This is a genomic window from Streptomyces sp. NPDC034043 (assembly GCF_055575675.1).
The window spans coordinates 230199-252456 of the sequence record NZ_JBVISF010000005.1 but is presented as its reverse complement, the minus strand read 5'-3'; the positions used below and the strand labels follow the sequence as shown (position 1 = coordinate 252456).

The 22258-nt window shown below is 74.3% G+C and carries 17 protein-coding genes, 1 tRNA gene and 2 pseudogenes; 11 read left to right on the top strand and 9 right to left on the bottom strand.

Going from position 1 to position 22258, the window contains the following annotated elements:
• Positions 1-84: 84 nt before the first annotated feature.
• Together ACZ51S_RS14950 and ACZ51S_RS14945 are read right to left on the bottom strand one after the other, a co-directional pair.
• The gene (locus ACZ51S_RS14950) at positions 85-2061 is read right to left on the bottom strand and encodes a YfjP family GTPase (protein ID WP_468960948.1); all 1977 of its coding nucleotides are present in this window, start codon (positions 2059-2061) and stop codon (positions 85-87) included.
• Between the two features lie 4 nt (positions 2062-2065).
• Complete coding sequence (locus ACZ51S_RS14945) at positions 2066-3679, bottom strand: dynamin family protein (protein WP_468802035.1); 1614 nt, start codon at positions 3677-3679, stop codon at positions 2066-2068.
• A 332-nt stretch (positions 3680-4011) separates the two neighbouring features.
• On the opposite strand from ACZ51S_RS14945, the gene ACZ51S_RS14940 reads away from it, so the two are divergent.
• Positions 4012-4087: transfer RNA gene (locus ACZ51S_RS14940), tRNA-Arg, on the top strand.
• Between the two features lie 173 nt (positions 4088-4260).
• On the opposite strand, the gene ACZ51S_RS14935 is transcribed toward ACZ51S_RS14940, so the two are convergent.
• Positions 4261-4662 (bottom strand): hypothetical protein, encoded by a 402-nt coding sequence (locus ACZ51S_RS14935; protein WP_468960946.1) that lies wholly within the window; start codon positions 4660-4662, stop codon positions 4261-4263.
• Positions 4663-5122: 460 nt separating this feature from the next.
• Between ACZ51S_RS14935 and ACZ51S_RS14930 the strand changes: the two are divergent.
• Positions 5123-5311, top strand: a pseudogene (locus ACZ51S_RS14930) (oxygenase MpaB family protein); the annotation flags it as partial.
• Between the two features lie 291 nt (positions 5312-5602).
• On the opposite strand, the pseudogene ACZ51S_RS14925 reads toward ACZ51S_RS14930, so the two are convergent.
• Positions 5603-6073 (bottom strand): annotated as a pseudogene (locus ACZ51S_RS14925) (phospholipase); the annotation flags it as partial.
• Positions 6074-6349: 276 nt separating this feature from the next.
• On the opposite strand from ACZ51S_RS14925, the gene ACZ51S_RS14920 reads away from it, so the two are divergent.
• A complete protein-coding gene (locus ACZ51S_RS14920; RefSeq protein WP_468802036.1) occupies positions 6350-6901 on the top strand; it encodes a hypothetical protein in 552 nt (183 codons plus the stop codon).
• A gap of 9 nt (positions 6902-6910) precedes the next feature.
• Here ACZ51S_RS14920 and ACZ51S_RS14915 read toward each other — a convergent pair whose 3' ends face one another.
• A complete protein-coding gene (locus tag ACZ51S_RS14915) occupies positions 6911-7687 on the bottom strand; it encodes an alpha/beta fold hydrolase (RefSeq protein ID WP_468474963.1) in 777 nt (258 codons plus the stop codon).
• Positions 7688-7770: 83 nt separating this feature from the next.
• Between ACZ51S_RS14915 and ACZ51S_RS14910 the strand changes: the two genes are divergently transcribed.
• The 5 genes from ACZ51S_RS14910 to ACZ51S_RS14890 all read left to right on the top strand — a co-directional run bounded on the left by ACZ51S_RS14910 (position 7771) and on the right by ACZ51S_RS14890 (position 14015).
• Positions 7771-8472 (top strand): 4'-phosphopantetheinyl transferase family protein, encoded by a 702-nt coding sequence (locus tag ACZ51S_RS14910; protein WP_468802037.1) that lies wholly within the window; start codon positions 7771-7773, stop codon positions 8470-8472.
• Between the two features lie 219 nt (positions 8473-8691).
• Complete coding sequence (locus ACZ51S_RS14905) at positions 8692-10026, top strand: S8 family peptidase (RefSeq protein ID WP_468960944.1); 1335 nt, start codon at positions 8692-8694, stop codon at positions 10024-10026.
• Between the two features lie 247 nt (positions 10027-10273).
• Entirely contained in the window at positions 10274-11569 is a 1296-nt protein-coding gene (locus ACZ51S_RS14900) for a hypothetical protein (protein WP_468960941.1), read from the top strand.
• Positions 11570-11674: 105 nt separating this feature from the next.
• On the top strand, positions 11675-12703 hold the full coding sequence (locus ACZ51S_RS14895) for a WxL protein peptidoglycan domain-containing protein (RefSeq protein WP_468960939.1): 1029 nt from the start codon (positions 11675-11677) through the stop codon (positions 12701-12703).
• Positions 12704-12767: 64 nt separating this feature from the next.
• Positions 12768-14015: a hypothetical protein gene (locus ACZ51S_RS14890; protein WP_468960937.1), complete on the top strand. Its 1248-nt coding sequence runs from the start codon at positions 12768-12770 to the stop codon at positions 14013-14015.
• A 60-nt stretch (positions 14016-14075) separates the two neighbouring features.
• On the opposite strand, the gene ACZ51S_RS14885 is transcribed toward ACZ51S_RS14890, so the two are convergent.
• Genes ACZ51S_RS14885 through iolC form a run of 4 tightly spaced genes read right to left on the bottom strand, consistent with a single transcriptional unit; the run spans position 14076 to position 19355 of the window.
• Positions 14076-15575 (bottom strand): CoA-acylating methylmalonate-semialdehyde dehydrogenase, encoded by a 1500-nt coding sequence (locus tag ACZ51S_RS14885; RefSeq protein WP_468474969.1) that lies wholly within the window; start codon positions 15573-15575, stop codon positions 14076-14078.
• Positions 15576-15587: 12 nt separating this feature from the next.
• Positions 15588-17477, bottom strand: a complete 1890-nt coding sequence (gene iolD, locus ACZ51S_RS14880; RefSeq protein ID WP_468884187.1) for a 3D-(3,5/4)-trihydroxycyclohexane-1,2-dione acylhydrolase (decyclizing) — start codon at positions 17475-17477, stop codon at positions 15588-15590.
• Positions 17474-18424, bottom strand: coding sequence for a 5-deoxy-glucuronate isomerase (gene iolB, locus ACZ51S_RS14875; protein WP_468961144.1), 951 nt, complete (start codon positions 18422-18424; stop codon positions 17474-17476). Before iolB ends, iolD begins: the two co-directional genes overlap by 4 nt.
• Before the next feature lie 7 nt (positions 18425-18431).
• Positions 18432-19355 carry a 5-dehydro-2-deoxygluconokinase gene (iolC, locus tag ACZ51S_RS14870; protein ID WP_468475070.1) on the bottom strand — a complete coding sequence of 308 codons (924 nt, stop codon included), beginning with the start codon at positions 19353-19355 and terminating at the stop codon, positions 18432-18434.
• A 156-nt stretch (positions 19356-19511) separates the two neighbouring features.
• Here iolC and ACZ51S_RS14865 point away from each other — a divergent pair, with 156 nt between their 5' ends.
• From ACZ51S_RS14865 to ACZ51S_RS14855, 3 genes are all read left to right on the top strand, one after another.
• Positions 19512-20426, top strand: coding sequence for a sugar phosphate isomerase/epimerase family protein (locus ACZ51S_RS14865; protein WP_468474971.1), 915 nt, complete (start codon positions 19512-19514; stop codon positions 20424-20426).
• Positions 20427-20452: 26 nt separating this feature from the next.
• Entirely contained in the window at positions 20453-21466 is a 1014-nt protein-coding gene (locus ACZ51S_RS14860) for a Gfo/Idh/MocA family protein (protein ID WP_468960935.1), read from the top strand.
• 251 nt (positions 21467-21717) lie between these two features.
• A complete protein-coding gene (locus ACZ51S_RS14855; RefSeq protein ID WP_042800909.1) occupies positions 21718-21918 on the top strand; it encodes a helix-turn-helix transcriptional regulator in 201 nt (66 codons plus the stop codon).
• Positions 21919-22258 lie beyond the last annotated feature (340 nt).

Below are 22258 nucleotides of genomic sequence, written 5' to 3'. Positions count from 1 at the left end.
CCGCGTTCCGTACCCGTGCGGACCATCCGCACGAGGTACGACCATGCTGGCCGCAGGCGCCGCCCTCCCGCTCCGGCCTGTGGATTACTGACGGGTTGTGGACAACCTCGTCCCCCCTGCGGCGACCGTCGCGTACTGCTCGCGCACCTCGCGGTAGCGCAGCAACTCCGCCGCCACCGGTTCCAGCACCCGGGCCCGGCCGCAGCCGGCCGCCGCCTGCCGCAGCCGCCGCTCCGCGTCCTGGCCGTACCTGCGCGCCGGTCCCCGGGCGGCGATCGAGCAGGCCCACTCCACCAGGGGCCCGCCGACGATGCCCGCCACCATGAACAGCACGGGCGGCAGCAGCTTCGGCTCCAGGACCCCGACGATCTGACCGACCAGCCACAGTCCGCCGAAGATCTGCACCAGAGTCATGGCCGCCTGCGCCAGTACCGCCACCGGCCACCACGCGGGCCTCGGCGGCTTGGCGCCGGGTACCGCGACGGCCGCACCCAGGGTCACCGCCAGCTCGTCCAGCGCCTCCGGAAGCCGCTCGGCGCCGCGTACCGCGGTCTCCCGTACGGCCTGCGCCCAGGGGTCGGGCAGCCCGATGACCGCCTCGTCCGCGACGGTGCGTACCGCCTGTTCCACCCGCTGGCGGGCGGTCACCTCCTCCTCGGGGGGCACGGCGGCGGACGCGCCAGGGGTGCGGCCCTTCGCCGACATCATGGCCAGGGACGCGAGCGAGCGCGGGGCGCGCCTGCTCTCGTACCAGCGCCACAGCCGCAGCCAGGGCGTACCGCAGGCCTTGCCGGCGTTGCGCCGCCAGGCCCGCTCGGCGGCGAGACCGGCCGCGTACGCCCCGACCGCCTCGGCGAGCCGGTCCTCGAACTCGGCGCGCGCCGCCTCGCCGATCTCGGGCCCGGAGGGTCCGGAGTGCCCGTGCGCCACGTACAGCGGGCGCAGGCGTACGGCGGCCCGGTCGACGTCGGCGCAGATCCGCCTGGTCGCGGCGCCCCTCTCCTGGGTGAACTGTCCGAGGAGCTCGCGGAGTTCCCCGACCCCTTCACCCGTCAGGGCGGACAGTCCGAGCACGGTTGCCCCGGGCTCACCGTGCTCGCCGAGGGCGATCCCGTCGTCGTCCAGCAGCCGCCGCAGGTCGTCCAGGACCAGGTCGGCGGCTTCGCCGGGCAGCCGGTCCACCTGGTTCAGCACGACGAAGGTCACCTCGGCGTGCCCGGCCAGCGGCCGCAGGTACCGCTCGTGCAGGACGGCGTCCGCGTACTTCTCCGGGTCCACCACCCACACCACGGCGTCGACCAGCGCCAGCACCCGGTCGACGTGCTCCCGGTGCGCACCGACCGCCGAGTCCAGGTCGGGCAGGTCGACGAGGACGAGCCCGCGCAGCGCCCCGGCCTCGGAGGTCTCGCGGGGGCGGCGGCGCAGCCGCCCCGGGATCTCCAGCCGGTCGAGCAGGCCCGCGGCGCCGTCGGACCAGCTGCAGGCGATGGGCGCGGCGGTGGTCGGCCGGCGCAGTCCGGTTTCGGAGATCTGCACTCCGGCGAGTGAGTTGAAGAGCGTGGACTTGCCGCTTCCGGTGGCTCCGGCGATGGCGACGACCGTGTGCTGCGGGGACAGGCCCCGGCGCGCGGCCGCCTCGTCCAGCACCCGGCCGGCCTCGGCGAGGGTCTTGCCGTCGAGGCGGGTCCGGGACAGTCCGACCAGCTGGCGCAGGGCGTCGAGGCGCATCCGCAGGGCCTGGGCCTCGGGGCTGAGCGGAGGCGAGGGCGCCTTGCCGCCGTCGCTGCCGACGCCGGAGACGGCCCGTACGAGCGCCCCGTCCCCGTGGCCGTTGCCGTCCTCGTTCCCGTCCCCGTTCTCGTTCTCGTTCTCGTTCTCGTTCTCGTCGAGGTCGTTGGCGAGGAGCGCCGCGTCGAGGAGGGCGTCGTCGATGAGGGCGTCACCGGCCTGGGGACCGGAGCCGCGCGGACCACCCTTGCGGGAGTTCCGGTGGCGCGAGCGTGCGATGAACCCGTCGTCCCACCGGTCACCGGCGTGGTCGCGGTCGGTCACGGCGGTCACCGCGTCACCTCTCCTTCTGCAGTACGGACAGCGCGGCGATCAGCTCGGCCTGTGGTTCGGGGGTGACTTCGAGTGCCTGGAGGGGGGCGAGCCTGCGGTCCCGTTCGGCGCGCAGGACCTGGTCGAGGTGGTCTCCGACCAGTTCGCCGCCCCGGTCGCGCAGGCGTACGGCGGCCTGTACGCCGATCCGCTCGGCGAGCTTCTCCCCCGCCGGCCGGGCCCGTTTGCCGCCGAGGAGGGCGGCGACGAGGAGGGCGGCGACGCCGTCGGGGTCGGGCGCGGGCTGCTTGTCGAGCTTGGCGACCTCCTCCTCGGCGAGTTCCTCCAGCACGCGCCGCCAGCGGCGTACGGCCATGCCGATACGTTCCGCCGCCTCCCGGTCGGGGCCGGGCAGCGGCACCGCCCCGGAGGCCGGCTCGCGCCGCCAGACCTCGGCGATCCGCTCGTCGGCGGCGGCGACGGCGCACTGGAGCAGGGCGGCGAGGGATTCCGCGAGGGAGTCGAGGAGTTCGTCGGCACTGGTGTCGAGGGGGTAGCCGCGCCACCGGGTGAGGGCGTCACCGGCGAGCACGGCGCCCTTGTCGAGGCGGTTGCGGACCCGCTTGCCCTCCTGCCGGTACGCGTCCTCGACGGCCGTCGTCAGCCGGACGGCGGCGGCGTGCTGCGCGGCGACGGCGGAGGCCAGCTCCGGCATGCGGCGCTTGAGGGAGTCGAGCGCGCCGAGGGCGGTCCGGCCGACGGCGTACTGGCGGGCGGCGGGGTCCTGGACGTGATGGGTGAGCCAGGCCAGCAGCGGGGCGACGGCACTGGCCGGCAGCAGCCCGCCGCCGCCGGTCGACTCGGGCAGCTCGGGCACCGTGAACCGGGGCACGTCGCCGAGGCCGGCCCGGGTGAGCAGCGCCCCGTACTGGCGCGAGACCTCGGCGAGCACCTGGTGCGGGACCCGGTCGAGGACGGTGACCAGGGTGGCGTTGTACTGCTTGGCGGTGCGCAGCAGGTGCCAGGGGACGGCGTCGGCGTACCGCGAGGCGGTCGTGACCATGACCCAGACGTCGGCGGCGCAGATCAGCTCGGCGGCGAGGGTGCGGTTCTCGACGACGAGGGAGTCGATGTCGGGGGCGTCGAGTACGGCGAGGCCTCGCGGGAGGGTGGAGACGGTCTCGATCCGCAGCTCACGGGTCGAGGCGGGGTGCCCCGGGGCGCGCTGGGGCCTCTTCCTGGAGGCGGGGACCAGCTCCTCGTCCGGCTGGGGCGCCCAGACGCGCATGAGGTCGGGCAGGATCCGCATCCCGGCGAACCAGTGGTGGTCGTCCGGATGGCAGACGAGCACCGGCGTGCGGGTGGTGGGGCGCAGCACTCCGGCTTCGCTGACCTGCCGGCCGACGAGGGAGTTGACGAGGGTGGACTTACCGGCCCCGGTGGAACCGCCGATGACGGCGAGGAGCGGCGCCTCGGGCGACTTCAGCCGGGGGACGAGGTAGTCGTCGAGCTGCGCGAGCAGCTCGGCTCTGGTCTGGCGGGCGCGTGGGGCGCCGGGCAGGGGCAGCGGCAGACGCACGGACGCGACCCGGTCGCGCAGGGCGGACAGGGCATCGAGCAGCTGAGGCCGAACATCCAAGGTCACCACATGCGAAGAATGCCCAATTTGGGACCATTTTTGAAGCTTATACGCCCTCTGCGCGCCGACCGCGACTCCAGAGGGACATCATGGACACCGCGGACGAGTGGGACGCAGGCATAACGAGTGCACAACACCCAGGCCGACGCGGCGCAAAAGCGATGCGAGAATCGCACCTGCCTGCGATTATCGGGACCGCTTCACCGAACCTCCACAACGTGGCACGCGGGTGAAGCAACCGGGACAAGGCGACCGGAGCCCTATCCTTGACCCGGCACGGACCGCAGTCCCACCCCCACCAAGGGGCTCCTGGCCAACACGGTCACCTTCCGGCCCCCGTAGCTCAGTGGATAGAGCAGGCGCCTTCTAAGCGCTTGGCCGCAGGTTCGAGTCCTGCCGGGGGCACCACTCAAGCATCGCCACCCCGGCGATGCTTTCGCAGGTCGGACGGCGTGCATCTGACCATCCGGAGGGATCGGAACCCTTCCGCCCAACAGGACCGCAGACCGACAGACCGGCCGCCAATGCCGGCCCACTCGGCGACCGGGGCGGGCGGGATGCCGCCGCTGGGCCCCGGGGGCTCAGGCCGCGGCTTCGCCAGGGTCCTCGTCCTCGTCCTCGTCGTCCGAACCGCCGCCCCGCTCGTAACGCGGAACGGGGATGACGCGGCCGTCGCGAAGAGTCCTCGTATGGGCGCATACCCCATGCCTGACGGGGGACTTCCGTCGCCCGTCGGAGTCGTCCGAGTCGTCGGAGTCATCGGAGTCGTCAGGGTCGGAGACCGGCTCGGTGTCCTCCACGTCCCCGCCGTCCTGGCCGTCCTCGGCCGCGTTCCCTTCCAGGGCTTTCCTGACGACCACGGCAGCGACGACCAAGCCGGCGGCGCAGACCGCGATGATCTTTCCCTTGTGCTTCCCGCACAGGTTCTTCGCCCTCTGGGTGAAGGGGGTGTGCTCGCCGTCCTCGGGCGTGGAGTCATTCACCCGTACAGATCTATCGGACCCGTCCCTCACCTGTCAGGCGATCACGGGCGTACACCCCGCTGAAGCCCCCGCGGGAGCGGCCGCGTGGCTTGCCGCCGGCCACACCAGCGGCGGCCCGTCCAGACCGACCGTCCAGACCGCCCGTCCAGACCGCACCGACTACGTGTCGCGTCGACCGCTGGAACCCGCCGTCGTTGTCGGCGGACCGGCTCGTCCCAACCTCCCCTGCGGTGCGGCGTTGTCATCCTGTTGGCCCTCATCCTTCAGGAGCACCGCCTGACGAAGCCCCCGCACCCCGCCGCCTCGGCCGGCTCCGGCCGGCCTGGCCGCTGCTGCGCGCCGTGGCCGCGAGCGTGCTGACCAGCCTCACCGTCGCCGACCTGCCGCGGGCCTGGCACGAGCGGTTCGGCTTGCCCGGTTCCGTTTCGCCGCCGCACTGTCCTGGACGGTGCACCGCGGGATGCGGCAGGTCATGACCTGCCTGCCGGACCGCCTGCGCTACCGCGGCCACCCGACGGCGGCGACGGGCAGCGCTCCGCCTCACGGCGGCCCGCGGCGGCTCCGCGCTTGCCCCGGCCCCCGTACGGCCGACTCCCGCCCGGCGTGGCTGGAGTTTTTCCGGCAGTTGGACGGGGACGGGGACGGCCGGATCAGCGAGGAGGAGTTCGTCGCCGCGTTCACCGACTTCTTCACCGCCCGGGCGGACACCGCCGCGGGTGTGGCGCTGCTGGGCCGCGTGACTCAGGCAGCGCCTGCTCCATCCGGGCCGTCCCGCCCGACGGGGGTTCGTTCGGGCGGGACGGTGTCAGGGGCCTCGCCCGGCACCGGCGGGCGGTTGCCGGGCGGGTCGGGGGCCGTGGGGGGGTCAGGAGGCCAGGGCCGGGTCGGTCAGGGTCGGGTCGGTCAGGGTCGGGTCGGTCAGGGTCGGGTCGGTCGGGGCCGAGTCGGAGGGGGCGTCCTGGGGGGAGACGCCGAAGGCCTTGACCGCCTGGTAGTACGTCCAGGCGGTGCTGTCGCAGGAGCCCTTCTTGACGCCCGAGTACTGCGAGCAGACCCGCTTCAGGTCGGCGTAGAAGGCGTCGTCCAGCCGGGGCTTGTTGGCCGGGAACGTGCCGGCCGCCTTGTAGTTGCGGTAGCCGAAGTCGTGGCGGGCGCAGGCCGTCTGGAAGGGGAAGCCGAAGGGGTTGTCGGGGGACGAGGAGCAGTAGTCCGTCGACCAGTCGAAGGCGTACGCGGCCCAGCTGCCCTGGTTGGCGCGCGCCGCGACCCAGGCGTTGTAGCTGGAGACGCTCGTCTGCGTCCAGCCGCTCAGGATCTGCGGCTTGTCCGCCGGGACCGCCGAGGCCGGGGTGGCGAGGGCCAGCAGGCCGGCGGACGCGGCAGCGAGCAAGGGAACGAGACGGCGACGCATGTCAATCCTCCGGGTGGGGGCGGCGGGGCGAGCGGGCGACGGGGCCGCCCGGTCAACTCCCGGTGCGGCGCCGGGTTCCACCCTCGGAGCAGGCCATATCCGTGATCCCTACCGCCCCTATAACGCGATGCGGAGGCGTACGTGTCGGCGAGTGGTGCGTGGACCGTGCCCCATCGCGCCCCTCTCAGGTATGACTCCGTATCCGCCCTGCGGCAGATCCGAAATTGATACCGGGGAGGGACGCGCGAACGGGCCCCGGCGAGAACACTTATGGGTATGAACCGCCGTCCGCTCGTCATCGCCGCCGCCGTCGCGGGAGCCCTCGCCCTGGCCGCCTTCGCGCTGCCCAACCTGCCGCCCAACCCCGTCACCGACGCCCTGGAGAAGCAGGTCCTGCGGGAGAAGGGCAAGCGCTACGCCAGCGCCGCCGACGCCCCGAAGCGGGGCGACCGGGCGTTCGTCCTGCCCAGTTGGATACCGCGGGACGCCACCGACATACGGATCCGCGCGCGCGGCGACGGCGGCGCCCGGCTGATCCGGTTCACCCTCGGCAAGACACCGCTCGACGGCCCGCAGTGCGCGGCCGCGGCGCGGAAGAAGCCCGGCGGGCCCCGTCTGGACGCCCGTTGGTGGCCGGGCGACACCCGGGTCGAGGAGCGCCCGGAGTGCCGGGACCGCTACCAGTACCAGGTCTCGGTGCGCGGCCGGCAGGTCTACGCCTGGACCGACGGAACGCCCTCCCCGGGAGCGCGAATACCGGGCTCCAGCCCGAACGGCGCCCCCGCCGTCACCCCCGGCGGCATACCCGCGGGGTCCCCCGCCGGGTAGCGGGACGGCTCAGACCGCGTCCCGCGCGAGGGCGGCCGCCGTGGCCCGCGCGAAGCCCTCCGGGTTGTCGAGCATGATGTTGTGCCCGCTGTCCGGTACGGCCACGACGGCGACGCCGGCCGCCTCCAGGGCGTCGGCGCCGGCGAGCGGTCCGTCCTCCTCCGGGAAGAGGAAAACGCGCGGGATCCTCAGCTCCAGCAGCAGCTCCCGCATGGTGGGCGTGGTGCCCGCGGCCAGGTTCACGGCGCTGCGGTACAGGGCGGTACGGCCGGCCAGCCGCATGGTCGACCACCAGTGCGCACCGACCCGGTCGCGTACCTCCGCCCAGCCGCCGGCCAGGAACTCCTCCTCCGTATAGGAGGCGATACCGCTGCTGCCGGCCGTGGACCGGGCGGGCGGAAGCGGGTCCAGGTTGGCGTCGACCAGGACGAGGCGGGAGACCAGCCGGGGGTGCCGGGCGGCCAGCACGATGGCCACCGATCCGCCCATGCTGTGGGCGATCACTTCGGCACCCTCGACGCCGGCCACGGTAAGGGCCTGCGCCACCGCGTCGGCGTGCGCCTCCAGGGTGTACGCGAACGCCTCGGGCCGGTCGCTGTGGCCGTGCCCCAGCAGGTCGAGCAGCAGCGAGCGCCGCCCGGCCAGCAGCGGGTGCACGGCACTGGCGGCGAAGTAGGCCGGGGAGGTGGCGCCGAGCCCGTGCAGGTAGACGCGGGGGGCCTCCTCTCCGGGCAGTTCGACCCAGCGGATCCGGTCGCCTTCCGGCGTCACGACTGCATTGCGCACGGTGTGTTTCCCCCTGGAGTGGTGCTCGGCAAGTCCGGCACGAGGGTAACCGGGGCCCCAACTGCCTCGTCTAGGCTCGTCGGATGAGTCAGTACGTCAACCAGCTCGACGGCGCCGTACCCCTGACGGGACCACCCCCGGCGGGCTCCGCCGTGGCGGTGTGGGCCCTGGACACCACGCGTGAGGTGATCGGCGGTCACCGGGCGGACGGGGCGCGGGCGCTGCTCGACGCGGCCGAACGTGAGCGGGCGGAACGGCTGCTGCGCCCGGCCGACCGGCGCAGCTACCTGGCCTCGCACCTGGGGCTGCGGGTGCTGCTCGGCGGGTACCTCGGGCTGTCGCCGGAGAAGGTCGAACTGGTCCGCGAGGACTGCCCGGGCTGCGGGCAGCCGCACGGCCGTCCCGCCGTGGCCGGGGGTGGGTTGCACTTCTCCCTGTCCCACAGCGACGACCTGGCCTATTTCGCTTTCGCGGGGGTACCGGTGGGCGTCGACGTGGAGGGCCTGCCGACGGCGGGCGCGGTGGCCGATGTCCTGAGCAGCCTGCACCCGGTGGAGGCGGGTGAGATCAACGCGCTCCCGGAGGCGGAGCGGCAGGCGGCACTGGCCCGGGTGTGGGCCCGCAAGGAGGCCTGCCTCAAGGGCACGGGCATGGGGGTCGCCCTCGGCCTGGCGGAGCCCTACGTGGGTTCGGGCCCCGCCCCGGCCCCGGTCCCGGGCTGGACCCTGCACGACCTCCCCGCCCCGACCCCCTACGCCGCCGCCGTCGCCGTCCGCGCCGCCTGAGCGGAGGCACGCCGACCGGGCGGGGCGCGCAGCCCGGGCGGTGGCGCGCCGCCTGCACGGGAGCGTGTCCGCCTGGGCGGGCCGCTCAACTCGAGCGGGCCGCGCCACCCGGGCGGGGCCCGGCGAAGGGCCGGGCATTGGCCCCTTCGGTGGCGTGTCGGGGGGCCACTCGGCGCACCCTCCGCGCGGCGTCACCCGGGCTGGCCGAGCATCGGCCGCATGACCGCCATGACCGCGCTGCTCCCGGCCGCCGCCCTCCTGGCGGCGGCCGCCGTCCTGCCGCCGCACCCCGCCGCCACCGTCGGCGGTGGTGGTGAGGCCGGCGATGCCCCCACCTCGCCGTACGTCGTCACCCTGAAGGACACCACCTCCCGCGCCCCGACCCGCGCCCTGGCCGCCGAGGCGGCGCGGTCGGGGGACGAGGTGGGAGCGGTCTACGAAGCCGCCCTCAACGGTTTCGCGGTACGCACCACCGCCGCCCGCGCCGCCGTCCTCGCCGCCGATCCCCGGGTGGCGGCCGTGGAGCCGGACGCGCCGTTCCGGATCTCCGGTACGGCGTCCCCCCTCGAACCCCCGGCCGGCGTCCCCCATCCCCCGGCCGTGCCCGTCCCGGTCCCGGCGCCCCCGACCGCACCGGCCGTCGCCGAGCCCCTCCCCACCACCCCGGTCCCCGCCCCCGCCGACGCCCCCGCCGCGCAGACCCAGCGGCCCGCCCCCTGGGCACTGGACCGGATCGACCAGCGCGAGCTGCCGCTCGACGGTTCGTACACGTACTCCGGCGACAACGGCCGGGGCGTCACCGTCTACGTGCTCGACACCGGGATCAACACCCTCCACCAGGAGTTCGGCGGCCGCGCCCGCAACGGCTACAGCGGGATGCTCCCGGGGAGCTCCCAAGACTGCAACGGCCACGGCACGCACGTCGCCGCCACCGTCGGCGGGGCGACGTACGGGGTCGCGAAGGGCGTCTCCCTGGTCGGGGTGAAGGTCGCCGACTGCCGGGGCGACGGGAGCCTTTCGGTGATCCTGCGCGGCCTCGACTGGATGGTGAAGGACCACCTCCGCAACCCCGCCCGGGGGCCCGCCGTCGCCAACATGAGCATGGGCGGCAGCCGCAGCCACTCCATGGACGCGGCGGTCGTCCGCGCGGTGGCCTCCGGGATCACCTTCGCCGTGGCCGCCGGCAACGAGGCCAGGGACGCCTGCGCCGGTTCCCCGGCCGCCGTCCCGCAGGCGCTCACGGTCGGCGCGACCGACGGGGCGGACCGGCGCCCGCGCTTCTCCAACCACGGCCGCTGCGTGGACCTGTCGGCGCCGGGGCTGGCCGTCACCTCGGCCTGGAAGGGCTCCCCCACCGCCCTCGCACGGGCCTCGGGGACCTCCATGGCCGCCCCGCACGTCGCGGGTGCCGCCGCGCTGCTCCTGGCGAACGGCAGGGCCAGGACCCCCGAGGAAGTCGGCCGGATCCTCCTGCGCGACGCCGTCCCGGACAAGGTGACGAACCTGCCCGCCGGAACCCCGAACCTGCTCCTGCACCTCTCCGCGGAGCGCTGAGGGAAGGCCGGGGGAAGGCTGGAGGCAGGCCGAGGGAAGAACGCACCGGAGTCACCGGCCTGCCGCCACCCGGTGTCCCGTCCGACCCGGTCTGATGGGACATCAATGTCTGCGTGCTTCGGGCGAAAACGAGGCATTGACTTCTCGGCACGGCGACGCGTCAATGACGGCCATCCGCACCGGCTCGGCCTTCCCCGCACAGCGGGTGGGGGGGAAGGGTTCGTCATGACGAAGGAGTCGCGACCCTGTGAGTACGAGAACGCTCAGACGAAGAGTGCTGGCCGGGGCGGGCGCCCTGTCCCTGGCCCTGACGGGCGGCGTCGTGGCCCTGACGGGACCGGCGCAGGCCGCGACGAAGACCACTCCCGTGCCGGTGAAGTGCGTCGCCCCCGCTCCACAGCCGGGTGCCAACGGCAGCCAGGACTACACGGTCACGGTGCCGGACACCGCCAAGGCGGGCGAGACCGTACCGATCACCATCGACCCCGGCGAGACGCCGGTGATCCCGATGTTCACCATCGACACGGTCAACACCATCAAGGCGAAGCTGCTGGTCGGCGGGGTCGCGCAGACGGTCACCAGCCCGGCGACCCCCAGCCGTCAGGAAGCCGGCAAGAAGTCCGACCCGCCCGCGTTCAGCGGCACCGTCAAGATCCCTGACGGCACGGAGGGCACTGCGGTCCAGATCACCATCGACCAGGTGGTCACGGACGCCGACCTCGGCGGCACGGTCTACACGACGACCTGTACGCCGGACCCGCGCCCCAGCGCCCCGGTGGCCTCGATCGCCGTCGAGGCCCTGCCGAAGGACCCGGTCACCACCAGGCTGACGCCCAACAGCGGCAAGGCCGGCACCTCGGTCGTCGCCACCGGCGCCAACTTCCCGGCCGGCCCGGTCACCTGTTCCGCCCTGCTCGCCGGTGCGCCGACGGGTGACACCGGCACCGGGACGGCGGACGGGTCCGGGGCCGCCACCTGCACCGTCACCGTCACCAAGAAGGCCGACACGATCAAGATCGACGGCTCGGTCGCCCCGTTCAAGCCGTTCGTCTTCATCGAGGAACAGGCGGGCGTACAGAACCCGGTGGACATCGAGGTACTGCCCGGGCCGCTGGCACTCGGCCCGAAGGACGGCCAGCCGGCCGTCAGTTTCGGATCGGTGACCATCAACGGCAAAGCCCAGTCGGTGTTCGGCGCGTTCAACGCCGCGACCGTCCAGGACTTCCGCGGCGGCAGCCTCGGCTGGGACGTGACGGCGACCCGTACGCCGTTCCTGAACCAGGCGACGGGCCACTCGATGGCGAAGGCCCAGCTCGGCATCCAGCCGTCCTGCACGGTGACCAACCCGGACAGCCCGAGCACCTGCACGGCCGGCGCCCCGGGCGCGATCTCGGACACGCCGATGAAGGTCGCCTCCCAGGCGGCCGGCGGTGAGGAGCTGACCGGCGGCGAGTTCGCCGTGGGCGGCGCGGCGGTGATCCAGCTGCCGCCGTTCATGTTCGCCGACACCTACCGGTCGGTCGTGACCTTCTCCATCGCCTGACGGACGGCCCGACCCGGGTGGTGCGGCGCTCCGGCGCCGCACCACCCTCCCGCCTTCCCCCGCCTTCCCCCGCCTTCCCCCGCCGCGACACTGGAGATCCCGCCCATGCGCCTGCGCACCGTTCTCCGCTCCCTCCTCCCGGGCCTGTGCGGCGTGCTGGTGCTGCTGCTGCCCGCCGCCCCCGCGACGGCCGCGGACAACGGCACCTGGGGGGTCTTCCCGACACCGCCCGCCGGCGCGTCGGTGACCGACCGCGCGTACTTCTTCCACCAGGGCACGGCCGGCACCACGGTCCGCGACAGCGTGACCGTCCTGAACTCCTCCGACCGGGAGCTGACCTTCCGGGTCTTCGCCACCGACGCGGTGAACACCCCCTCGGGCGGCGCCTTCGCGCTGCTGCCCGTGCAGACGAAGCCCCGGGACGTCGGCGCCTGGGTGGCGCTGGCCCCCGAGGCCGCGGCCACCGTGACCGTCCCGCCCCGGGGCCGCAAGGACGTCCCCTTCACCGTCAAGGTCCCCGAGGACGCCGTGCCGGGTGACCACGTGGGCGGGATCGTCGCGCTGAACACGCAGGTCGAGGGGGTACGGGAGGAGGGCGGGGTGCAGGTCGGGGTCCAGCGGCAGGTGGGTGCCCGGCTGTACTTCCGGGTGCCCGGGCCGCTGACGCCGGGGCTGAGCGTGGAGGACGTACGCGTCACCCGGGGCGCCCCGCTGCTGCCGTGGGTCAAGGACGCCCGCGCCACCATCACGTACACGCTGGTGAACCGGGGCAACGTGGTCCTCGGGCCGACGGTGGCGGTGTCCGCCGAGGGCCTGTTCGGGCGCCGGCTGCTGGACCGGCCGGCCCGGGACCGGAAGGTCGTACTGCTGCCCGGCCAGCGGATCGAGCTCACCGAGCCCTGGCCGGATTCCCCCCAGTTGGACCGGGTGTCCGTCACGGTCCGGGCGGGCGCGTCCGGCTACCCCGACCTCGCCCCCGGGGCCGGTACGGACTTCCTCGCCGTCCCCTGGCCGGCGGCGGGCGCCGCCCTGCTGCTGGCGGGGGCGGCCGTCGCCCTCCCGGTGCTGCGCCGGCGCCGCCGCGCGGACGCGGAAGAAGCGGAGAGCGAACCGGACTTGGCGCGGGCCCGCTGACCGGCGAGGGTGTCCCCGGGGGTGACGGCATTCGGCCATCACCTGCGACGGGGAGGCAAGACGGATGGCACGAGAGCACAACGAGTCCGGTTCCGCCGCGCCCGCCGCCCGGCCGGTCGGGGGCGTGGGCCTGCTCACCCGGATCGAGCGGGCACTGGGCACCGGGACCGCCGCCTACCTGCCCGGGGACGGCTGGATACGGCTCACCCTCCCCCTCGACGACGGCGGCCCGGCGCCCGTCACGGTGGACGTGGTCGCGGACGCGGTGCGGGCCCCGCACGGGATCGTGTACCTGCTGCCCGGCGGTGGCCTGAACTTCGCGGCGGACTTCTTCACGCCGGGCGACGACAACCTGGCCCACCACCTGCGCCGCCAGGGCCTGCTGGTGGTCGGGGTGACGCCCCGGGAGGACGCCGCCCGCCCCGAGGAGGTCACCGCGGACTTCGGGCTCGCCGCGCACCGCCGGGACCTGGCGGGCGTGGTCGCCGCGCTGGACTCCGTACTGGGCCTCCCGTACGCGTACGCGGGCCACTCGGCGGGGGCCGCCCTGGCCCTGGACGCGGCCTCGCACGACCCCTCGGAGCGGCTGCGCCGGGTCCTGGCCCTGGACACGACCGGGCCGTACTCCGGAGCCCTGGCCGAGCGGGCGGCGCGGACCAAGGAGGCGTACGAGGAGCAGCTCGCGCGGGGTGTCCACGCGGCCGACCCGGGCCTGGCTGGGCTGGTCGCCCGGGCGGTGGCCGACCCCTCCGGCGACTCGGGGGCGCCCTGGCCGCCGGACCCGGCCCGGCGCTTCACGCACGCGGGCCTGGCCCACTTCGCCCTGGTCCGCACCGCCGCCCTCCCCGGCCCGGCGAACTGGATCTACCGGCAGGGCCACGCCGCGGGCGAGTACGCGTTCGGCGCCACCCCGGCCGAGGACCGCTTCACCCTGACCCGCACCCCGCTCGCCACCTGGCACGCGGCCACCTCGGCGCTCGGCAGCGGGCTGGTCCCGACGGCCCTGATGCGGGACCTGGCGGCGGTGTGGGCGGGCGACGGGAAGGCGTACGGGATCGCGTGGGAGCGGATCCGCTGCGAGGTGGTGTGGGTCAACTCCGAGCTGGGCCGGGGCGACGAGCCGCGCGGCGCGGAGCTGATCCGCGCGGCGGGCAACGCCCGGGTCCGCTTCGTCACGGTCCCCGGCTACGGCCACGGCGACGTGGTCTGGTCCGCCACGGCGTCCACGGACGTCTGGCCGCTCCTTGGGGACGCCCTTCAGCGGGACGGGGGGACGGCTCCCACGGGTGGCGCTCCGGGCGCACGGCGTTAGAACGGCGGGAAACCCCCGGCCGGTGAGGGTCGGCCGGGGGTTCCGTCGTGCGGGGTGGTGTCAGTGGTTGCGGGGGAAGCCCAGGTCGACGCCGGCCGGGGCGTCCGCCGGGTCGGGCCAGCGGGTGGTGACGACCTTGCCGCGCGTGTAGAAGTGGATGCCGTCGTTTCCGTAGATGTGGTGGTCGCCGAAGAGCGAGTCCTTCCAGCCTCCGAAGGAGTGGTAGCCCACCGGCACCGGGATCGGCACGTTCACGCCGACCATGCCCGCCTCGACCTCCAGCTGGAAGCGGCGGGCGGCGCCGCCGTCGCGGGTGAAGATCGCGGTGCCGTTGCCGAACGGCGAGGCGTTGATGAGGGCCAGGCCCTCCTCGTAGGTCTCGGTGCGCAGGACGCACAGCACCGGGCCGAAGATCTCGTCGCGGTAGGCGTCGGAGTCGGTCTTGACGTTGTCGAGGAGGGAGAGGCCGATCCAGTGGCCGTTCTCGTTGCCCTCGACCGTGTAACCGGTGCCGTCCAGGACCACGTCGGCGCCCTGGGCGGCGGCGCCCTTGACGTAGGAGGCGACCTTGTCGCGGTGGGCGGCGGTGATCAGCGGGCCCATCTCGGAGGTCGGGTCGTTGCCGGGGCCGATCTTGATCTTCTCGGCGCGCTCGCGGATCTTCTCGACGAGCTCGTCGGCGATGGAGCCGACCGCGACGACGGCGGAGATGGCCATGCAGCGTTCGCCCGCCGAGCCGTAGGCGGCGGAGACGGCCGCGTCGGCGGCGGCGTCCAGGTCGGCGTCGGGGAGCACCAGCATGTGGTTCTTGGCACCGCCCAGCGCCTGGACGCGCTTGCCGTTGGCGGCGGCGGTGGTGTGGATGTGGCGGGCGATCGGGGTGGAGCCGACGAAGGAGACGGCGGAGATGCCGGGGTGGGCGAGGAGGGCGTCGACGGCGGTCTTGTCGCCGTGGACGACGTTGAGGACGCCCGCGGGCAGGCCGGCCTCGGTCATCAGCTCGGCCAGCTTGTTGGAGGCCGACGGGTCCTTCTCGCTCGGCTTGAGGACGAAGGTGTTGCCGCAGGCGATGGCCAGCGGGAACATCCACATCGGGACCATGGCCGGGAAGTTGAACGGGGTGATGCCCGCGACGACGCCGAGCGGCTGGCGGATGGCGGAGACGTCCACCCGGTTGGACACGGAGGTGGACAGCTCGCCCTTGAGCTGCGTGGTGATCCCGCAGGCCAGCTCGACGATCTCCAGGCCGCGCGCGACCTCGCCCAGCGCGTCGGAGTGCACCTTGCCGTGCTCGGCGACGATCAGCTCGGCGATGGCGTCGCGGTTGGCGTCCAGCAGGGCGCGGTAGGCGAAGAGCACCTTGGTGCGGGCGGCCAGCGAGGACCGGCCCCACGACAGGAAGGCCTCCTGGGCGACCTTCACCGCGGCGTCGACCTCCTCGGCGGAGGCCAGCGCGACCCGCGTGGTGACCTCGCCGGTGGCCGGGTCGGTGACCGGGCCGTAGTTGCCCGACGCGCCCTCGACGGTCTTGCCACCGATCCAGTGGTTGACGGTCTTCATGGTGCTGCTCCTTCACAGATGGCGACGTCGCTGCGCGGCTTGCCGGTCGTACTCTTCACGGGCCTGGGCGGCCGGCGCACGGGTCGCGGTCTCGGCCACAGGAACATCCCACCACGCCTGTGCCGGGGGCGGGCCCGACACAGTGTCGGGTGTTCGGGTCTGTGCGTAGACACATGTGGGCCGGTCCGATTCGCGGGCCTCGGCGAGGGCTTTTCGCAGGTCACCGATGGTGCGGGTGCGGATCACGGCCATTCCGAGGGAGGCCGCGTTGGCCGCGAGGTCCACCGGCAGGGGCGGCCCGTCGTACGAACCGTCCTCCCCCCGGAAGCGGTACGCCGTGCCGAAGCCCTCGCCGCCGACCGCCCCGGACAGGCCGCCGATGGAGGCGTAGCCGTGGTTGTCGAGGATCACCACCTTGACCGGGATCCCCTCCTGGACGGCGGTGACGATCTCCGTCGGGTTCATCAGGTACGTCCCGTCGCCGACCAGCGCCCAGACCGGGCGGCCGGGGGCGGCCAGGGCGGTGCCGATCGCGGCGGGGATCTCGTAGCCCATGCAGGAGTAGCCGTACTCGACGTGGTACTGGTCGGCGGAGCGGGCCCGCCACAGCCGGTGCAGGTCGCCCGGGAGGGAGCCGGCGGCGTTGATCAGGATGTCGCTGTCGTCGACGAGCCCGTCGAGCAGTCCGAGGACCTGCGCCTGGGTGGGCCGGGCGTCCTCCCGCGGGGTGGCCCAGGCCCGGTCGACGCGGCGCTCCCAGTCGGCCTTCGCCGCCGTGTACGCCGCCTCGTACGGGGACTCGACCCGGTACCCGGAGACCGCCTCCCGGAGTTCGGTGAGGGTCTCGCGGGCGTCGCCGACCAGGGGGTGGGCGGCGAGTTTGTGGGCGTCGTAGGGGTCGAGGTTGAGGCCGATGAAGCGGACGGCCGGGTTCTGGAACAGTGTCGCGGAGGCGGTGGTGAAGTCGGTGAGCCGGGTCCCGGCGGCGATGACGAGGTCGGCGCCGCGGGCCAGTCCGTCGGCGGTGGCCGTCCCGGTGTGGCCGACGCCGCCCACGTCGGCGGGGTGGTCGTACGGGAGGACGCCCTTGCCCGCCTGGGTGGCGGCGACGGGGATCCCGGTGGCCTCCGCGAAGGCGGCGAGGGCGTCCCAGGCGGCGCTGTGCCGGATGCCGCCGCCGGCGATGAGCAGGGGGCGCGCGGAGCCCCGCACGAGTGCGGCGGCGTCGGCCAGCTCGCGGCGGTCGGGGCGGGGGCGGCGTACGGCCCACACCCGCTCGGCGAAGAACTCCTCGGGCCAGTCGTACGCCTGCGCCTGCACGTCCTGCGGGAGCGCGAGGGTGACGGCGCCGGTCCGCACGGGGTCGGTGAGCACCCGCATCGCCTGGAGGGCGGCCGGGACCAGGGCCTCGGGGCGGGTGATCCGGTCGAAGTACCGGGAGACGGGCCGCAGGGTGTCGTTGACGGAGACGTCGCCCGCGCAGGGGACCTCCAGCTGCTGGAGCACCGGATCGGCGGGCCGGGTCGCGAAGGTGTCCCCGGGCAGCAGGAGCACCGGGATCCGGTTGATCGTGGCGAGGGCGGCGCCGGTGACGAGGTTGGTGGCGCCGGGCCCGATGGAGGTGGTGACGGCGTGCGCGGAGAGCCGGCCGCTCTGGCGGGCGTAGCCGACGGCGGCGTGCACCATGGCCTGTTCGTTGCGCCCCTGGAGGAAGGGCATGGCGTCCGGGCCGCTCTCCAGCAGGGCCTGCCCGATTCCGGCGACGTTCCCGTGCCCGAAGATCCCCCAGGTGGCGGCGATCAGCCGGTGCCGGCGGCCGTCGCGCTCGGCGTACTGGACGCTCAGGAACCGTACGAGCGCCTGGGCGGTGGTGAGCCGGACGCTGCGCGGCGGCGCGGTCACGGGGCCTCCTCGGGACGGGATGCGGGACGGGACACGGGGTCGGACGCGGAACCGGACCCACGACCGGACCCGGGACCAGACCCACGACCGGACCCGGGACTCGGCTCCGCGCGCGACGGGAACGGCAGCCGGGGATCCACGTCCTGCCCCGCCCACTCCTCGCGGATCCAGGCGTGGTCGGGGTGGTCCCGGATCAGCCACTCCCGCTCCGCGCCCGGGCCGGCCATCACGTTCAGGTAGTACATGTCGTGGCCCGGCGCGGCGATCGAGGGCCCGTGCCAGCCGTCCGGGATGAGGACGGCGTCGCCGGTCCGCACCTCGGCGAGGACGTCGGTCTTCCCCGCGGGCGAGGGCGTCACGCGCTGGTAGCCGACGCCGGGGGTGTCGCCGTGCGGGGCGATCTCGAAGTAGTAGATCTCCTCCAGCCGGGACTCCTCGCCCGGGTGGTGCTCGTCGTGCTTGTGGGGCGGGTACGAGGACCAGTTGCCGCCGGGGGTGAGCACCTCGACGGCGATGAGCCGGTCGGCGGCGAAGGCACCCGCGGCGGCGAAGTTGTTGACCTGGCGCGAGCACCGGCCGGCGCCGCGCAGCTCGACGGGCACGTCCGCGGCGGGGCCGTACCGGGCCGGCAGCCGGTTCCCGCAGCGCGCGCCGACGAGCGCGAACCGCCCGCCCCGCGCCGAGGCGACCTCCGCGTGCCCGTCCCGGGGGAGGTACGCGAAGTCGGTGACTCCGGCGAACACCCCGGGCCGGCCGCGCAGCCGGAAGACCCGGACGGGCCGGGCCACTCCCGCACCCGCCCCGCCCTCCTCGCCGGCCGCGCCCTCATCGCAGCGGACTTCGCAGCCACCGGACAGCGGCAGCACGATCCATTCGGCGTCCCCGCACGCGTGCGCGTACGACTCCCCCGGCGCCAGCTCCAGCACCCGCAGCCGGGTGAACTCCATCTCCCGCTCACAGACCACCGGCACGGCCGAGCACCTCCTCCACCTCGCCGGGGAACGGCATCGCCGACGAACACGCCAGCCGCGAGGCCACGATCGCCCCGGCGGCGTTCGCGTACCGCAGCACCCGCTCCAGGTCCCAGCCGGCCAGCAGCCCGTGGCACAGCGCGCCCCCGAAGGCGTCCCCGGCGCCGAGCCCGTTCACCACCTCCACCTCCACCGGCGGCACCTCCACCGCCGTCCCGTCCCGGTGCACCGCGAGCACGCCCCGCGGTCCGCGTTTGACCACGGCCAGCTCCACGCCGGCGGCGAGCAGGGCCTCCGCGGCCGCGTACGGCTCCTCGTGCCCGGTCGCGACCCGGCACTCCTCGGCGTTGCCGACGGCCACCGTCGCCATCCCGAGGGCCCGCTCGTACCAGGGCTGCGGCGGGCCGTCCCACAGCATGGGCCTCCAGTCGAGGTCGAAGACGGTGGTCCCGGACTTCGAGCGGGCCTCCAGCGCGGCCAGGGTCGCGCCGCGGCTCGGCTCGGCGCTGAGCCCCGTGCCCGTCATCCAGAAGACCCGGGCCGCCCGCACCGCCTCCCGGTCGATCTCGTCCGGGAGGATCTCCAGGTCGGGCGCCTTCGGGAGCCGGTAGAAGTAGAGCGGGAAGTGGTCCGGCGGGAAGACCTCGCAGAAGGTGACGGGCGTCGGGTACGCCGCCACCTCGCCCGCCCACCGGTCGTCGACGCCGAACGCCCGCAGCTCGGCCCGCAGGTAGGCGCCGAAGGGGTCGGCCCCGGTCCGGGTGATGACGGCCGTGCGCCGGCCGAGCCGGGCGGCCGCGACGGCGACGTTCGCCGGCGAGCCGCCGAGGAACTTGCCGAAGGTGTCGGCCTCGGCGAGCGGTACACCGGTCTTGAGCGGGTAGAGATCCACCCCGATCCGCCCCATCGTGATCAGGTCGTAGGCCGCTTCCCCGGTCGGCCCCTCCACCGGTCCGTCCGCCGTGGTCACAGCGGGCTCTCCTCCCATTCGTCCTCCCTCGTCCCTCGAAGTCCCTCGAAGTCCCTCGCAGTCCCTCGGACCCCGCACCCTAAGGTGGCCGTCATGACCTCCTCCCCACCCGCGTTGACCCGTATCCGTATCGGTTCGGCTCCGGACTCCTGGGGTGTCTGGTTCCCGGAGGATCCCCTCCAGACCCCCTGGGAGCGGTTCCTCGACGAGGTCGCCGACGCCGGGTACGAGTGGATCGAGCTCGGCCCCTACGGCTACCTGCCCACCGATCCCTCCCGGCTCTCCGACGAGACGGCCAAGCGTGGCCTGCGGGTGTCCGCCGGCACGGTCTTCACCGGACTCCATCACGGCCCCGCCGTCTGGGAGGAGACCTGGGCGCACGTGTCGCGGATCGCCGCGCTGGCCCGGGACACGGGCGCGGAGCACCTCGTCGTCATCCCCTCCTTCTGGCGCGACGACAAGACGGGCGCCGTGCTGGAGGACCCGGTCCTCAGCGCGGCCCAATGGCGTGAACTGGCCTCCGGGACCGAGCGCCTGGGCCGGGAGGTACGGGAGCGGTACGGGCTGCGGATCGTGGTCCACCCACACGCGGACACGCACCTCGACACCCCGCGGAACGTGGCCCGGTTCCTGGACGCCACCGATCCGGCGCTGGTCTCCCTGTGCCTGGACACGGGGCACTACGCGTACTGCGGCGGGGACAGCGTCGAGGCGATCGAGGCGTTCGGCGAGCGGATCGGCTACCTCCACCTGAAGCAGGTGGACCCGCGGGTCCTCGCCGAAGTGCGGGCGCAGGGGACGCCGTTCGGCCCGGCCGTGGCGCGCGGGGTGATGTGCGAGCCGCCGTCCGGGGTGCCCGCGCTGGAGCCCGTACTGGCGGCGGCGCAGCGGCTCGGGGTGGACCTGTTCGCGATCGTGGAGCAGGACATGTACCCGTGTCCGCCGGAACGTCCGCTGCCGATCGCCCGGCGCACCCGCGCCTACCTGCGCTCGTGCGGCGCGCGCTGACCGGCCCGGCCATCCTGAGGAGAGACATGAGCACGCTCGGCATCGCCGTCATCGGCACCGGGAAGATGGGCACCGACCACGTCCGCCGGATCGGCGGCGCGGTCGGCGGGGCACGTGTGGTGGCCGTGGCCGATCCGGACGGGGACCGGGTCAAGGAGGTCGCGGCGACCCTGGAGGGGGCGGGCGCGTACACGGACCCGGCGGCGGCGATGGCGGCGCCGGGGGTGGACGCCGTACTGGTCGCCTCGCCCGGACCGGCCCACGAGGAAGCGATTCTGCACGCCCTGGAGCGGGAGTTGCCGGTGCTCTGCGAGAAGCCGCTGACCCCGGACCCGGAGGGGGCCCTGCGCGTGCTGGAGGCGGAGCGCCGGCTCGGCCGGCGTCTGGTGCAGGTGGGCTTCATGCGGCGCTTCGACGCGGAGTACGAGCGGCTCAAGGAGCTGCTGGACGCGGGCGGGATCGGCCGGCCGCTCTTCCTGCACTGCCGGCACCGCAACGCGGCCTCGCCGTCCTTCTTCACCAGCGACATGCTGATCAGCGACTCGGTGGTGCACGAGGTGGACGCGGCCCGCTGGCTGCTGGGCCAGGAGGTCACCGCGGTGACCGTGCTCTCCCCCGCGCCGTCCTCGGCGGCGCCGGAGGGGCTGCGCGACCCCCGGCTGGTGCTGCTGGAGACCTCGGGCGGGGCGGTCGTCGACGTGGAGATCTTCGTCAACTGCGGTTTCGGCTACCAGGTGCAGTGCGAGGCAGTCGGGGAATCCGGCAGCGCCCGGATCGGCGACGGGCACGCGATGGTCGTCCAGTCGGGCGGCCGCTGGGGCGGGGAGATCACCCAGGACTTCACCACCCGCTTCACCGACGCCTACGACCGCCAGCTGCGGCGCTGGGTCGCCGCGGCGGCGCGGGGGCGGGTGGCGGGACCCGACGCGTGGGACGGGTACGCGGCCGCCGCCGTGTCGGAGGCGGGGCTGGCGGCCGCGCGGGACGGCGTACGGACCGAGGTGCGGCTGGCCGAGCGGCCGCAGCTGTACGCGCGCTGAGCCCCGCCGTACACGCACTGCCGCTCCTCGTCACCGGCTGACTCCTGTGCCGCATACGTCACAGGAGTCGCCGCTGTGTCACGGATGTCCGTACTACGCGGGTTTTCCGTTACAGCCGGTCGACAGCCGCTCCCCCGCGCTCACCGAGCGTCGTTCTCCGGGCACAACCCCGAGTGATCGTCATGTCCACGCGCCGGCTCCCCCGACGGCCTCCCGGCCGGCCCCGCGCCGTGGACCAGGAGGTGGCGCGCATGAGCGACCGACAGCTGTGGTCCTACAAGGAGATCGCCGCCCATATCCGGGTCCAGCCCGACACCGTGCGCTCGTACCGGAAGCACGGGCTGCTGCCGGCCCCGGACCACGTGGAGGGCGGCAAGCCCTACTGGTACGCCGACACCATCCGGACCTGGGTGTCGCGCCGCCCCGGCAACCGGGGCCGCCGCGAGGAGTGATCCGGTGCCGCGGGAGCGGGGCGGCCCCCGGCGCCGCCCCGAGTGCGCCGTCCCGCACGCCGAGGGTGGTGATCGCCACCACCAGCGGCAGCCCGGTCGACGAGAACGGCCCCATCGCCTGGGCCGGCCCCAGCATCGCCACGAGCATCAGCACCACCAGGCGTAGAGCACCGCAGCGGCCATGATGAGGACGAGCGTCACAGAATGGGACATGTGCGTATTTACTTGTGTTCCTTCGGTCCCGGCCGCCCCACGGCGCCGCCCGCGGCCCGGCACCCCCCACGGCACCGCTCAACGGCGGGCGGATATTCGCTCAATACCCCCTAGGGGTATAAACTGA